Below are 13,533 nucleotides of genomic sequence, written 5' to 3' on the forward strand. Positions count from 1 at the left end.
GTGCTGTCGGTGGCGTGCTGGATGGCGTCGGTGATATCGCTGCCGGAGCGGGCGCCGGTCTCGGTGGCGTGCTCGAGGGGGCTCTCGGTGCGGGCGCGGGTGTGGGCGCTGGTCTGGGTGGTGCTGTCGGTGGCGTATTGGACGGTGTCGGTGATATCGCCGCCGGAGCGGGTGCTGGTTTGGGTGGTGCGCTCGACGGGGGCCTGGGTGCGGGTGCTGGTTTGGGTGGTGCGCTCGACGCGGGCCTCGGCGCTGGCGCTGGGCTGGGCGCGGGTCTCGAGGGTTCCGTCGACGCTGGTCTGGAAGGCGCGGTCGGTGCGGGCGCCGGTCTCGGCGGCGCGCTGGAAGGCACGATCGGATCCGTCGCGGAGGCGGGCGCGGACCTGTCTGCGGGCCTCGGCGGCGCTCTAGGCGCAGGCGGCGAGCTCGCGGGCGGGCTCGAAGGGGCGCTCGGCGCAGTCGGAAACGTGGGCGCTGGCCTGGGCGCGGGCCTGGACGGCGCACTCGGAGCTGGCGGCGAGTTCGGCAGCGACCTGTCCGCTGGTGTCGGCGGCGCGATCGATGCGGGTGCCGATCTGGGCGCTGGCCTGGGTGGTGCGCTGGACGCGGGCCTCGGTGCCGGTGCCGAAATCGGCGGTGACCTGTCGGCGGGACTCGGTGGTGCTCTCGGCGCCGGTGCTCAGGCCGGTGCCGATCTGGGCTCGGGCCTGGGTGGCGCGGTGGATGCGGGTGCCGATCTCGGTGGTGATCTGTCGGCCGGTCTCGGTGGTGCTCTCGGCGCGGGTGCGCAGGCGGGTGCCGACCTCGGTGTGGGCCTGGGTGGCGCGCTCGATGCTGGAGGCGAGTTCGGCGGTGACCTGTCCGCTGGTGTCGGCGGCGCGATCGACGCAGGCGCAGAAGCCGGTGCCGGCTTGGATGCGGGCCTCGGTGGTGCTCTCGACGCCGGTGCCCAGGCCGGTGCCGATCTGGGCGCGGGCTTGGGCGGTGCGCTGGATGCGGGTGCGGACTTCGGCGGCCAGCTTGCCGGTGGTCTGGAGGGTGCGCTGGATGCGGGCCTCGGTGCGGGCACCGAGCTCGGCGGCGACCTGTCGGCTGGTCTCGGTGGCGCTCTCGGCGCTGGCGCTCAGGCCGGTGCCGATCTGGGCGCGGGCGTAGGCGGTGCGCTGGATGCGGGCGCCGAGTTCGGCGGTGACTTGTCCGCTGGTGTCGCTGGCGCGATCGACGCGGGTGCTGAGGCTGGTGCCGGTTTGGGCGCTGGTCTGGGCGGTGCGTTGGATTCGGGTGCCGAGTTCGGCAGCGAGCTGGCCGGTGGTCTGGAAGGCGCGTTGGACGCGGGTGTCGGTACGGGCGCCGAACTGGGTGGCGATCATTCCGCCGGTGTCGGTGGTGCGCTTGGCGCGGGTGCTCATGCGGGCGCCGACCTCGGTGCGGGCCTGGGTGGCGCGGTCGACGCGGGTGCGGACTTCGGTGGTCAGCTGGCCGGTGGTCTGGATGGCGCGGTCGACGCGGGTGCCGGGCTCGGTGGTGACCTTTCCGCTGGTCTCGGTGGCGTGATCGACGCCGGTGCCGAGGCGGGCGCTGATTTCGGCGGCGGGCTCGAAGCTGGTCTCGGCGGTGCGGTCGATGCCGGTGCCGGGTTCGGTGGGGATCTGGCGGCTGGTCTCGGCGGTGCGGTCGACGCGGGGACCGAGTTCGGTGGTGATCTGTCGGCCGGTTTCGATGGCGCGCTGGACGCGGGGACGAATCTTGCTGCGGGCGTAGAGGGTGTGCTCGGAGCGGGTGCCGAGGCGGGCGCTGGTCTCGCGGGTGGCCTCGAGACCGGGTTCGGTGGCGCGGTTGACGCGGGCGCGGACTTCAGCGGTGATCTTGCCGCGGGCCTCGAAGGCGCTGTCGGTGCGGGCACCGGGCTGGCTGGGGGACTGGAGTCCGGGTTCGGCAGCGCGATCGATGCCGGTGCGGACTTCGGCGGTGATCTTGCCGCGGGTGCGGGTGCGGGTCTGGAAGGCGCGTTCGGTGCGGGCGCGGAAGCTGGCGCCGGACTGGCCGGTGGTCTCGAGACCGGGCTGGGTGGCGCGGTCGACGCTGGCGCTGATTTCGGTGGCGACCTGGCCGCGGGTCTGGGCGGCGGCTTCGAGGGTGCGCTGGGTGCAGGTGCGGAAGCCGCGGCCGGTCTGGAAACCGGGCTGGGCGGCGCGCTCGACGCGGGGACAGGTTTGGAGACCGGTCTCGGTGGCGGGTTCGGCGCTGATCTCGCGGCCGGTCTCGGTGGCGCGGTCGATGCGGGCGCCGGTCTGGCCGGTGGGCTGGAAGGCGCGGCGAGCGGCGCGCTCGAGGCGGGCGGCGAACTGGCCGGTGGCGTCGAAGGCGCGCTGAGCGCGGGCGCCGAGGCCGGGGCCGGAGTGGCGGCAGGGCTCGGGACCGCGGCGGAGTTCGGCGGCGATTTCGCCGGCGGCATCGGCGGGGCTGTCGAGGCCGGTTCGGGCCTGGGCGCCGGGCTGGAGAGCGGGTTGCAGGGGGCGGTGGAAGCCGGAGCGGGCGTCGGGTCCGGTGTGTCCGGCGGGGCGAACGCGGGTGGTCAGGCGGTCACCGGCCTGGAGACGAGCATGTCGGCCGGGCTGGGCACGGTGCTCGGCGCGGAGCACGAGATCGGCGGCGGGCTGAACAGCGAACTCGGCGGTGTGCTCGCCAGCGGCGCGCAGGGCGGCGCGGAACTGGGCGGCGGTTTGCAGGGCTTGGTCGGCGGTGTGTCCGGGTTCGGCGGCGACCTGTCCGGTGGCGCCGAAGCCGCCGTCGAGGCGGGCGGCGAATTCGGATCCGGTCTGGAGACAGGCCTTTCCGGCGGTATCGAGTCCGGCGCGGCGGCCGGCGCCGACCTGGCGGGCGGCCTCGGCGGCGCGATCGAAGCGGGCGGCCAGGCGGTGTCCGGGCTCGAGGCGGGCCTCTCGGCGGGTGTCGGCGCGGCCACGCAGGCGGGCGCCGGTCTCACGGCTGGACTCGAGGGTGCGATCGGCGCGGCGGGTCAGGCGGGCGCCGGGCTCGAGTCGGGTCTCTCGGCCGGACTGGGTGCCGCGGGGAACGCGGGCGCTGGCCTGAGCAGCGGCCTCGAAGCTGGTCTGGGCGCTGCCGGGAATGCGGGTGCGGGCCTCAATAGCGGTCTCGAAGCTGGTTTGGGTGCGGCAGGCAACGCCGGTGCCGGTCTGTCCGGCGGCCTGGAAACCGGCCTCGGTGCCGCGGGCAACGCGGGCGCTGGCCTGAACAGCGGGCTCGAAGCCGGTCTCGGTGCCGCCGGAAACGCGGGTGCCGGTCTGTCCGGTGGTCTGGAAACCGGCCTCGGCGCCGCGGGCAACGCGGGTGCGGGCCTCAACAGTGGCCTCGAGACCGGCCTGGGCAACGCGGGCGCCGGTCTGGACTCCGGCCTCGGCGGCGACCTCTCCTCCGGCGCGTTCGAAGGCGGCGCGGACGCCACGGGTTCGCTCGGCGCGCAGGGTGCGCTCGGCGGCGGTTCGAACCTGGGTGGCAGCATCGGATCCACGGCGGAGACCACCGCGAACACCTGGTCGTCGCTGGACGTTTCGAGCGCGTTCGGCTCCGGCTTCGACGGCGGCCTCGGCACTACCGGCGAGACCTCGCTGTTCGCCGAGGGCGAGTCGAGCGCCGAGCTCGGCGGGTCGACGGACCTGTCGGGTGACGCGTTCCTGCACTGAGAGAGGACGACAACGCGATGGGAACACCCGTACCCGCTTCCGCGCCCGGAGTGCCGCTGCTGTCGGTACTGGGTGAGACCATCGCCGCGGCGCGCGCCGCGGGTCGCACCGACCTCGTCGGCCGCCTGGAAACGGCGGCCGACCGGGTCCGCGACCCGCGGCGTCGCATCGTGATCGCGGGCCAACTCGGCCAGGGCAAGAGCCGTTTCGTGAACGCCCTGCTGAACTTCGACATCTGCCCGGTGGGCGACGACGCGACCACGGTCGTCCCCGCCACGCTCTCGCACGGTGAATACGCGCAGGCTCAGTTCCTGCTCACCGAACCGCGCGGCGGCAGCGAGAGCCGGGTGCCGGTCCCGATCGAACAGATTCCGACGATCGACTCCCGCAGCCCGCTCGCCGACGGCAGGCGGATGATGCGCCTGGAGATCCAGCTGCCGAATCCGCTGCTCGCCGACGGCATCGTCCTCGTCGACACCCCGGGCGTCGGAGGTCACGGAAACGCCAGCGCCACAACGGTTCTCGGCATGGTTCCGGCCGCCGACGCGGTGTTCGTGCTGTCCGACGCCTCCACCGAGATCACCGAACCCGAGCTCGCCTTCCTGCGCCAGGTCCGCGAGCTGTGCCCGACGGTCGCGCTGCTGCTCACCAAGATCGATCTGTACCCGCACTGGCGCCAGGTCCACGAGGCGAATCTCGGCCACCTGTACCGCGCCGGGTTGGAGGTGCCGATCATCCCGGTGTCCGCGCTGCTGCGCGAGCACGCCATGCGTTTGCAGGACGCGCAGCTCGGCCAGGAATCGGGTTTCGGTGTGCTGTATCAATTCCTGCGCGAGCAGGTGGTCGCGCGCGACCAGGCCGAGACCCGCGCCGCCGTCGCGCGCGACATCCAGTCCGCAGCGGAGCATCTGGCGCTCGCGCTGGGCAGCGAACTCGTCGCGCTGCGCGATCCGAACCAGGGCGCGGCCGCGATCAAGGAACTCCAGTCCGCGAAAGCCGCTGCGGAAGACCTGCATCGGCGCACCGCCGCCTGGCAGCAGACGCTCTCCGACGGAATCACCGATCTGGCAAGCGATGTCGACCACGACCTGCGAGATCGCTTGCGACACCTCACCCGAACCGGCGAGGAGTGGATCGACGAGCACGACCCGGGCAGGCACTGGGACGCCATCACCGAATGGCTCACCGGCACCGTCGACAGCGCCCTCGCCGACAACCTGCTGTGGACCCACAAACGCGCGGTCCAGCTGGCCGAACAGGTCGCCGAACACTTCATCCACTTCGGCGCCGTCGACCTGCCCGACGTGAAGAGCGGATTGAACGCCGAGGACAACCCGATCTCCGGCACCCTCGGCGATCTGGAACCGGACATCGGCTTCGCCAGCAAGCTGCTCGTCGGCATGCGCGGTTCCTACGGCGGTGTGCTGATGGTCGGTCTCGCCAGCACCTTCGCCGGACTGGCCATGCTCAATCCGATCTCCATCGGCGCGGGTGTCATCGTGGGCGGCAAGGCTTTTCGTGACGACAAGCAGGCCCGCCTCGCGCGCCGCCGGGTCGAGGCGAAGAACGCGGTGCGCCGCTTCGTCGACGACGTCGCCTTCCAAGCGGGCAAGGAATCCAAGGACCGCCTGCACCGCATCCACCGCGCCCTGCGCGACCACTACAGCGGTGTCGCCGAGCGCAGCCTCCGCTCCCTCGAGGACTCGCTGCGCGCCGCGCAGGAGGCGGCCACGATGGAGACCGCGCGCCGCACCGAGCGGTGCACCGTGCTGGAACGGCAGCTGCGCTTCGTCGCGGAACTGCGCCGCTACGCCGACGCGATGCAACAGCCCATCGCCGCCGCGCCCGTCCGGGGAGCCCTCGGTACGGTATCGGGGTGATCACGACACCCCACTCGCGCTCGACCAGGGGCGCCGCGTCCTTCCGGTGCGCATCCGTCGAGGCCCGAATCGGCGTTCGCGCCATGGGGCGCCGGTGACCACGAGAGTCGCGCCCGGCATCGTCGTCGAGGCGCATCGGCTGGTGGACGCGGCCCGGCAGGCGTTCGCGCGCGAACCGCGCCCGAGGGCTCTGCTCGCGGACTGCGCGCGCAGGTTGGATCAGCCGCTGCGGGTCGCGCTGGCGGGTTCGCTGAAGGCGGGCAAGTCGACGCTGTTGAACTCGCTGGTCGGCCAGGACATCGCGCCGACCGACGCGACCGAGTGCACCAGGGTGGTCACCTGGTATCGCAACGGCCCGACCCCGAGCGTGACCGCGTACGCCCCCGACGGCGCCACCGCCAACGTGGTGGTGCGCCGCGGCGGTGGTGCGCACGGCCTGACCTTCGACCTGGAACGGCTGAACTGGAACGCGCCGGGCCCGCGCGAGGTCGACCACCTCGAGGTCGAATGGCCCGCCGCCGCGCTGGCGCACACCACCATCATCGACACACCGGGCACCTCCTCGCTCTCGCGCGAGGTGTCGCGGCGCACCGCCCGCCTGCTGACCCCCGACGACGAGGAGGCCGAGGCCACCCTTTCCGTCCCCGGCGCCGACGCGGTCGTCTATCTGCTGCGCAGGTTGGACGCCACCGACGTTCGCTTCCTGGAGCGCATCGGTTCGGGAACCGCTGCGCGGCAAGGCGCTTCGGGATTGACCGGTCCTCTCGGCGTGGTTGGTGTCGTCTCACGGGCGGATGAGATCGGCGCTGGACGCATCGACGCACTGCATTCGGCTCGCGACGTCGCGTCCCGGTTCGCCACCGAGCTGGAGCGAACCGGGTTGTGCCAGGCCGTGATTCCCGTCGCGGGCCTGCTCGCCTTCGCCGCGGAGACGCTGCGGCAACAGGAGTTCACCGCGTTCCAGGCCTTGGCGAGCGTCCCGGTAGACGAGCTGACCGCGGCGATGTTGTCGGCGGATCGCTTCGCGCGCCCCGACATTCCGCTGCCCGTCGCGCCGGAACTGCGCGCCCAGCTGGCCGAGCGTTTCGGCATGTTCGGTATTCGCATGGCCGTTACTTTGATTCGGCTCGGCGTCCGCGATTCCGCCACGCTCGCCGCGGAATTGACCAGCCGCAGCGGCGTCGACGAGCTGCGCTCGGTCCTCGATGTCCAGTTCGGCCAGCGGGCCGATCAACTCAAGGCGCATTCGGCACTGACGGCACTGGCCAGGGTGCTGACCGCCTATCCGGGCACCTCCGCCGATCAACTGATGCCCCGAGTCCGCACCCTGCTCGCCGACGTGCACGGTTTCGCCGAACTGCGCCTGCTCGGGCGCCTGCGCACCGACGAATTGACCCTGCCCCCAGCGGATCTCGCCGAACTGCACCGTTTGATCGGCGGCTCGGGCATCGCACCCCACCTGCGCCTCGGCCTCCCGCCGAACGCGGGCCCGGAGGCCCAGCGCGCGCAGGCCGTCGCCGCGGTCCGCAAATGGCGCGAACGCGCCCGCCACCCCATGGCCGACCAGCTCACCACCCTCGCCTGCCTCACCGCCGCCCGCAGCGCCGAGGGCACGTTGAGCATGCTGCCCCCGGCCCCGGAGATGCGCATGGGCCGCCGCTGATCGGCTTCCGCGCGGTGGCGACGACACCTCGATCGTGCGCCCGGCACCACCGGCCCGCCGTGGTCGACAACTCCGGATCGATCGCTTCCCGCGCGGTGCACACCCAGACGTGGCTGGAATGGCTGCGGTGCTGCCGCTCAGCGAACTCGGCAACATGGCGAGCAGCGTTGGTGAGCACATTGCCCGCGCACTGCCGCGGTTCGATTCCCTGGCATCAACGCGCCGACTCGGGGTACGCGTCCGGCAGGAGTACTTCCGCCTCGCCTTCGGCCGTGGGTGGTCTGTGGGCGGACGGCGCCTGTAAGGAGGCCGTGATGAGCGATCGCGAAGTCGTGCAGACCCTGCTGGACCGCGCGGGCACCGGATACGCCGCCGAGGCGGGCATCAAGCTCGCGGACAAACCCGCGCCGCTGTTCCAATTACTGATGCTCGCCGAACTGCTGAGCACCCGGATCTCCGCCGACATCGCCGTTTCCGCCGCCAAGGAACTGATCGACAGCGGTTACCGCACGCCGCAGAAGGTCGCCGACGCCGACTGGCAAGACCTCGTCGACGCCCTCGGCCGCGCCCACTACAAGCGCTACGACGAGAGCACCGCGACCCGGCTCGGCGCGAACGCCCACCGCGTCCTCGACCAGTACCACGGTGACCTGCGCGAACTGGCCTCCGCGGCGGACGGTGACGCCCATCGGGCCGCCGACCTGCTCCAAGAATTCGACGGCATCGGCCCGACCGGCAGCGACATCTTCCTGCGCGAAGTCCAAGACACCTGGCCCTGGGCCCGCCCTCATTTCGACGACCGCGCCCTTCGCGGCGCCCGCCGAGTCGGCCTCCCCGCCGCCCCGGAGAAACTCGCCGACTTGGCCCCGCACGACCGCACCGCCGACTTGGCCGCGGCACTGGTCCGAGTCACCCTGGACGACAAGGTCGCAGACGACCTCCCAACCTGACCCGCCCGCTGCCGCGTGCGCACCAGCGCCACATCAGGCAACTCCCACACGCCCCGCACACGCCTCACACAGCCACCGCCTATGCGAGGAGTGCACACCCTCTGTGGCAACCTCAGCACACCTGCCGCCATGACCCCTGCGACCGACGGCCATCGGTAGAGAAAAGGCGGTTGCTCTTCACGGCGTGAGCGCCGAGCTGGTCGGGTCGATCAGAATCTTGGCGTGCCGCTCCGGATTGCCGAGCGCGGTGAAGGCGTTGTCGATGCCCTCCAACCCGACCGTTCCGGTGACGAGCGGCGCGGGGTCGACCTTGCCGTCGGCGATCATGTGCAGTGTGTCGCGGAACTCGCCCGGGTCGTAGCCGAGCACGAAGCGCAGCTCGATCTCCTTGTTGATCGCCATCGCCGGGTGGAAGCGGTCGGTCTCCATGCACACGCCGACCACCACGACCCGGGACAGCGGCGGAGCGGCGGTGAGAATTTGGTCGATGATGCCAGGAACGCCGACGCATTCGAAGATCACCGGTCCGGCGGGTCCGCCCTCGAACGTGTGCGCGAGCCGAAAGACGTACCACCACGGCAGATTCGGGACCCGGCGCAGGCGCTGCATGGTGTCGAATCCGAGTCCCAGCAGATCCGTGACGCTCCCGATCCCCTTCTTTGGCGCTGCCTCCCAAGGGGATTCGGCCGCCGGATCCACCACGACATCCGCACCGCACGCGGCGGCGAGTTCGCGGCGGCGCGGCGAGAAGTCGCTCGCGATCACCGTGCGAACGCCCGCCGCTTTCAGCATGCTGATCACCGCGAGACCGATCGGCCCGCAGCCGATCACGAAAGCGGTCCGACCCTTGCCGACCCGCCCCTTGCGAACGGCGTGCCAGGCCACCGCCATCGGTTCGGTGAGCGCGGCCAGCTCCGCCGAAAGCCCGTTCGGCACTGGCATGGTCATCGACTCTTGCACCACCACCTGCTCGGCGTAGCCGCCGGGCGCGGCCGTCGTCAGTCCGGTGAGATGCGGCTGTCCGTCGTGCCGGATGATCGGCAAGGCAACGACTTTCGTCCCCGGCTTCCACCGCTTCCGGCAGTCTGGACCGTATTCGACTATCTCCCCGCTGAATTCGTGCCCGAGCACCACACTCTGCTCTGACCGCATGAACCCGTCGTACCCGGTCGCGCTCGCCAAGTCGGCCATCTCGTCGGCATGCGTCCGAGCATGCAGATCGGATCCGCAGATCCCACACCGAACCACATTGAGCAACACCTGCCCGCGCCCCGGCCGCGGCGTCGGCAACTCCTCGACCTGGAATTTCGTATTCGTCACGACAGCGGCTCGCAAACCGAACTCCTCTCGGACCACCCCGCGCCGAACCTACCACCGCCCGGCCGACCCCCGCGGCCGATCGAATTCCAGCGACGAGCCCGTGACTCTCAGCCGTTGACGAAGGTGAGGCTGGTCGGGTCGTAGCGGGTGCCGGCGATCTGGGAGGGCGGGGCGGCGGATTCGATGGCGGTGAGGTCTTCGGGGGTGAGGGTGAGGGAGAGCGCGGCGAGGTTTTCCTCGAGGTAGCGCTGGCGTCGGGTGCCGGGAATGGGGACGACGTCGTCGCCGCGGTGCTGCACCCAGGCCAGGGCGAGTTGGCCCGCGGTGACGCCCTTGGCGGCGGCGAGTTCGTTCAGTTTCGCGACGATCGCCAGGTTCTGTTCCAGGTTGCCGTCGGCGAAACGGGGCTGGCTGCGGCGCACGTCGGTCTCCGCCAATTCGTCGACCGAGTTGTATCGGCCGGTCAGGAAGCCGCGGCCGAGCGGGGAGAACGGGACGATGCCGACGCCGAGCTCGCGGCAGACCGGGAGAATTTCGGCTTCCAGGTCGCGGGTCCACAGCGACCACTCGCTCTGCAACGCGGCGATCGGATGCACCGCGTGCGCCCGCCGGATGGTTTGCGCGCTTGCCTCGGAAAGCCCCAGGTGACGGACCTTTCCGGCCCGCACGAGCTCGGCCATGGCGCCGACGGTCTCCTCGATCGGCACCCGCGGGTCGACGCGGTGCTGGTAGTAGAGGTCGATATGGTCGACGCCGAGCCTGCGCAGCGACGCATCGCACGCCTGCCGCACGTAGGCGGCGTCGCCGCGGATCGCGGTGGGTTCGCCGAGGCGGTTGGCGAAGCCGAACTTCGTGGCGAGCACCACCTCGTCGCGGCGTCCGGCGATGGCCCGGCCGATCAGCTCCTCGTTGTGGCCGGAGCCGTAGAAGTCGGCGGTGTCGAGGAGGGTCACCCCGAGATCGAGTGCGCGGTGCAGTGTCGCGATCGATTGCGCGTCGTCCGCGGCGCCGTATCCGTGACTCATCCCCATGCATCCCAGACCCTGCGCGGAGACCGCGAGTCCACCGAGATGCCGGATGCGACCGTCGATCATGGTGCTACCTCCTGTGCTCGAAAAACCTTCCGGCACAGAACGCTATGAGTTGGAGTGCGCTCCATGTCAACAAGCGGACACCGAGACCGCGAGTGTGCTCCGCGACCCGAGTTGGTGGCGACCACTCGAGCGCGAGGCGCACCGAACTTCCGTTGACGGAGCGGCAAATCTGCCGCGATCGGGAGCAGATGGCTAATGCCCTGGCAGGTGAATTCGCCCGGCCGCCGGGCATACCTGCTCTTGTGCGTTCCCAACCCCGATCGGAGCCCGCCGTGATCCACACCCTGCTGTCCGCCGAGGACTTCCGCCAGGCCCTCGCCAACAACGCCAAGGTCGTCGTCTACTGCCAGGTCGAGCGAGACCCGGAGTGCCAGGACATCAAGAAAGAACTCGACCGCCTCGCCGAGGAGCATGCGGACGTCTCGTTCTTCGCGCTCGACCTGGACACCGTCCGGGACGCCGTGGGGCAGGAACTCGACGACCCGGTCGAGCCGCCGAGCTACTACCTCTTCCTGGACGGAAAACGGGTCGACGTGGTGCGCGGAGCCGCCCGAAACCTGACCGCCGCGTTGAGCGCGCACTTCTGACCCCGCGAACTCCTACCCGCCGCGTGCCGATCGACGTGACGTCTGGCTACCCGCGCTGGCGGTGCTTCGCGTTTTCGCCGAGAGGCACCGGTGTGCCGAACCGCGCCGGCTCGCCCGACACTCGCGGATGACGCCTACGCGAGCGCCAAGAAGACGAGCGACGCCAGCACCACGAGCCCCGAGAGGACCATCCCCACCGTATTCCCCAGCTCGGTCCGCGACGCCCGGGTCGCTTTGTCCAACCCTTCCTCCTTGGCCGACGGCAGGAAGAACAAAACGATGAAGCCGATCGGACCGGCCGCGAGCAACCAGGCCAACGGTTGCAACCCCTTCTTGTACGCGAGTGTGCCGACCAAAGCCATCATGGCGATCGCGATTCCGACCTGCATCCGTCCTCATCCCCGAGCGTTGCGCTGACCTGCCTGCATCGCCTCGGCGGAAATGCTTGTTACACAGCGCAAGCGACAATCACGCCACCGAGGTATCGGCGGTTCTCATGGGTAGGTCGCGATACCAGGCGACGACCAAGGCGCTTATCGTCCGCACGCCCGGCTCGGACTCTCATTCGATCCGAGTCGATGAATCCGAACGCCCACTTCGACCCGCCGCCGCGGCACCAAATCTTCGTCGACCTTCGCTCGGAACGGACAGGAATTGCGCGATGGCTTCACGAGTCAACTCCGCGACCGTGACGCCTCGTCGCTGCGCCTCATGGCGCAATCGCTCACCGAGCTCGTCGGGTAGCTTCACGGTCGTCGGCATCATGGTATGCAAGCACGTCTTTCAGACCGACTTGACGATCCCCCCGTCGATCAAGTGATCCGACCCCGTAATACTCCCCGCCACATCCGAAAGCAGGAACGTGATCAGCGCCGCGACCTCGTCCGGCTCGGTGATCCGCCCCGTCACCATCCCCATCCGCGCGGGCACGTGACCGAGGAACTCGGCTTGCTCCACCGCGACAGCGGCGGCCAGCTTTCCGCCGAAACCGTCCGGCGCCTCCCAGATATCGGTCCGCACCGGACCCGGGGAAACGGTCGCCACCCGAACACCTTGTGGGCCAAGCTCTTCGGACAACCCCTTGCCGAACGCGGTGAGCGCGGCCTTGGCGACGTTGTAAGCCAGCGGCGGTCCGGCCGGGCGGCGTGCGCCGATCGATGACACGTTCACGATCGCGCCGCCGCCGTCGGTCAGGAACGGCAGCGCCGCCCTGGTGACCCTGACGGCGGCAAAGAGGTTGAGATCGAACACTTCTCGCCAGTGCGCGTCATCGATACTGGCGAATCCGCCGATGTCCACCGCGTCGCCGCCGCCGACATTGTTGACGAGCAGATCGATGCCGCCGAGTTCGGCCGTCGCACGCTCCACCAGTTCGTCCGCACTCTCGGGCGCGGCGAGGTCGACCGCCACGGCCACCGCACCCGTCGCCTCGAGTTCGGCGGTGGGTTTGCGCGCCGCGCCGACGACGCGCACGCCCTCGCCGGTCAGCCGGCGCACCGTCGCGAGCCCGATGCCGCGACTCGCCCCGGTGACGACCGCGGTCTTGCCGTTGAGCTGGAGATCCATGGTGCCTTCCATTCTTTAACTAGAGGTACAAAACTGGGGTGTGCGAAAGCCGCTCGAAAGCAGAGAATTCAGAGCGAGTCGATCACCGCGTCGATCGTGCGCATCGAACGGTCCGGCCCGTCGGCCGTCTTGGACAGCACCTGCATCCCGATCAACGTGCTGAGCAGCATGCTGGCGATCGCCCGCGAATCCCGGCCGCGGTCGATCTCCCCGGCGCGCTGCCCTTCCTCGATGGCGGCCTGGAACGCCGCCTCCGTGCGGTCGAACATCCGCCGGACCAGCGCGGTGGCCGCCGCGTCCGCGCCGCCGAGCGCCGCCGCGGTGTTCACCGCGAAGCAGCCGCGACGGTCCGGATCGGCGAGATTGGTCTCCGCGACCAGTCGCAAGGCGCCGCGTAGCCGCTCTTTCACCGACCCGGATTGCTCGAGCAGTCCCGTGATGGCCGCGGCCTGATTGTCCCGGTAGTGCCCGAGCGCCCGCTCGAACAGCGCGTGCTTACTGCCGAAAGTGTTGTAGAGGCTGCCTTTTCCGATGCCGAGCGCGTCCACGAGGTCCTGCGGGGTCGTGTCGGCATAGCCCTTGCGCCAGAACACCTCGGTCGCCCGTGCCACCGCGGCCTCCGGATCGAACTGTTTCGGCCTGCCCACGCGATCGAGCGTAGTCGGTTTTGTACCCGTAGGTCAATTTTAATTTCTGGGAATAGGTCGCGCAGGTCGGAGGTTGAGCTTGTCGACGACGTTGAGTGTATCGGACTCAAGTTTGAGTTGAC

At 70.4% G+C, this 13,533-nt stretch carries 13 protein-coding genes; 6 read left to right on the forward strand and 7 right to left on the reverse strand.

The window, feature by feature from the left end; genetic code table 11:
* The first annotated feature begins 21 nt into the window (after positions 1 to 21).
* Positions 22 to 411 carry a hypothetical protein gene (locus ABZV58_RS03545; RefSeq protein WP_354999055.1) on the forward strand — a complete coding sequence of 130 codons (390 nt, stop codon included), beginning with the start codon at positions 22 to 24 and terminating at the stop codon, positions 409 to 411.
* On the opposite strand, the gene ABZV58_RS03550 is transcribed toward ABZV58_RS03545, so the two are convergent.
* Complete coding sequence (locus ABZV58_RS03550; protein WP_354999056.1) at positions 408 to 2,642, reverse strand: hypothetical protein; 2,235 nt, start codon at positions 2,640 to 2,642, stop codon at positions 408 to 410. The genes ABZV58_RS03545 and ABZV58_RS03550 overlap by 4 nt on opposite strands.
* On the opposite strand from ABZV58_RS03550, the gene ABZV58_RS03555 reads away from it, so the two are divergent.
* The 4 genes from ABZV58_RS03555 to ABZV58_RS03570 all read left to right on the forward strand — a co-directional run bounded on the left by ABZV58_RS03555 (position 2,604) and on the right by ABZV58_RS03570 (position 8,197).
* Positions 2,604 to 3,704 (forward strand): hypothetical protein, encoded by a 1,101-nt coding sequence (locus ABZV58_RS03555; protein ID WP_354999057.1) that lies wholly within the window; start codon positions 2,604 to 2,606, stop codon positions 3,702 to 3,704. The genes ABZV58_RS03550 and ABZV58_RS03555 overlap by 39 nt on opposite strands.
* 17 nt (positions 3,705 to 3,721) lie before the next feature.
* Positions 3,722 to 5,584, forward strand: a complete 1,863-nt coding sequence (locus tag ABZV58_RS03560) for a dynamin family protein (protein ID WP_354998581.1) — start codon at positions 3,722 to 3,724, stop codon at positions 5,582 to 5,584.
* Between the two features lie 94 nt (positions 5,585 to 5,678).
* The gene (locus ABZV58_RS03565; protein WP_354998582.1) at positions 5,679 to 7,247 is read left to right on the forward strand and encodes a dynamin family protein; all 1,569 of its coding nucleotides are present in this window, start codon (positions 5,679 to 5,681) and stop codon (positions 7,245 to 7,247) included.
* Between the two features lie 314 nt (positions 7,248 to 7,561).
* Positions 7,562 to 8,197 (forward strand): endonuclease, encoded by a 636-nt coding sequence (locus ABZV58_RS03570; protein ID WP_354998583.1) that lies wholly within the window; start codon positions 7,562 to 7,564, stop codon positions 8,195 to 8,197.
* 177 nt (positions 8,198 to 8,374) lie between these two features.
* Here ABZV58_RS03570 and ABZV58_RS03575 read toward each other — a convergent pair whose 3' ends face one another.
* A complete protein-coding gene (locus ABZV58_RS03575) occupies positions 8,375 to 9,532 on the reverse strand; it encodes a zinc-binding dehydrogenase (RefSeq protein ID WP_354998584.1) in 1,158 nt (385 codons plus the stop codon).
* Positions 9,533 to 9,624: 92 nt separating this feature from the next.
* Entirely contained in the window at positions 9,625 to 10,596 is a 972-nt protein-coding gene (locus ABZV58_RS03580) for an aldo/keto reductase (protein WP_354999020.1), read from the reverse strand.
* Positions 10,597 to 10,883: 287 nt separating this feature from the next.
* Between ABZV58_RS03580 and ABZV58_RS03585 the strand changes: the two genes are divergently transcribed.
* On the forward strand, positions 10,884 to 11,198 hold the full coding sequence (locus ABZV58_RS03585; protein WP_354998585.1) for a thioredoxin domain-containing protein: 315 nt from the start codon (positions 10,884 to 10,886) through the stop codon (positions 11,196 to 11,198).
* Positions 11,199 to 11,332: 134 nt separating this feature from the next.
* Here the strand turns inward: ABZV58_RS03585 and ABZV58_RS03590 are convergent, their stop codons facing one another.
* The 4 genes from ABZV58_RS03590 to ABZV58_RS03605 all read right to left on the reverse strand — a co-directional run bounded on the left by ABZV58_RS03590 (position 11,333) and on the right by ABZV58_RS03605 (position 13,411).
* On the reverse strand, positions 11,333 to 11,587 hold the full coding sequence (locus tag ABZV58_RS03590) for a hypothetical protein (RefSeq protein ID WP_354998586.1): 255 nt from the start codon (positions 11,585 to 11,587) through the stop codon (positions 11,333 to 11,335).
* 172 nt (positions 11,588 to 11,759) lie between these two features.
* Positions 11,760 to 11,963 (reverse strand): CopG family transcriptional regulator, encoded by a 204-nt coding sequence (locus tag ABZV58_RS03595; protein ID WP_354998587.1) that lies wholly within the window; start codon positions 11,961 to 11,963, stop codon positions 11,760 to 11,762.
* A gap of 18 nt (positions 11,964 to 11,981) precedes the next feature.
* On the reverse strand, positions 11,982 to 12,776 hold the full coding sequence (locus ABZV58_RS03600; RefSeq protein ID WP_354998588.1) for an oxidoreductase: 795 nt from the start codon (positions 12,774 to 12,776) through the stop codon (positions 11,982 to 11,984).
* Positions 12,777 to 12,832: 56 nt separating this feature from the next.
* The gene (locus ABZV58_RS03605) at positions 12,833 to 13,411 is read right to left on the reverse strand and encodes a TetR/AcrR family transcriptional regulator (protein WP_354998589.1); all 579 of its coding nucleotides are present in this window, start codon (positions 13,409 to 13,411) and stop codon (positions 12,833 to 12,835) included.
* Between the last annotated feature and the right edge of the window lie 122 nt (positions 13,412 to 13,533).

It is taken from the genome of Nocardia sp. NPDC004654 (genome assembly GCF_040609595.1).
In the GTDB taxonomy this organism is placed as follows: Bacteria; Actinomycetota; Actinomycetes; order Mycobacteriales; family Mycobacteriaceae; genus Nocardia.

Coding starts and splice junctions, on each gene's coding strand:
- ABZV58_RS03560 (WP_354998581.1), top strand. CDS start 3,722: ATGGGAACACCCGTACCCGCTTCCGCGCCCGGAGTGCCGCTGCTGTCG.
- ABZV58_RS03600 (WP_354998588.1), bottom strand. CDS start 12,776: ATGGAAGGCACCATGGATCTCCAGCTCAACGGCAAGACCGCGGTCGTC.
- ABZV58_RS03555 (WP_354999057.1), top strand. CDS start 2,604: ATGTCGGCCGGGCTGGGCACGGTGCTCGGCGCGGAGCACGAGATCGGC.
- ABZV58_RS03590 (WP_354998586.1), bottom strand. CDS start 11,587: ATGCAGGTCGGAATCGCGATCGCCATGATGGCTTTGGTCGGCACACTC.
- ABZV58_RS03570 (WP_354998583.1), top strand. CDS start 7,562: ATGAGCGATCGCGAAGTCGTGCAGACCCTGCTGGACCGCGCGGGCACC.
- ABZV58_RS03595 (WP_354998587.1), bottom strand. CDS start 11,963: ATGATGCCGACGACCGTGAAGCTACCCGACGAGCTCGGTGAGCGATTG.
- ABZV58_RS03545 (WP_354999055.1), top strand. CDS start 22: ATGGCGTCGGTGATATCGCTGCCGGAGCGGGCGCCGGTCTCGGTGGCG.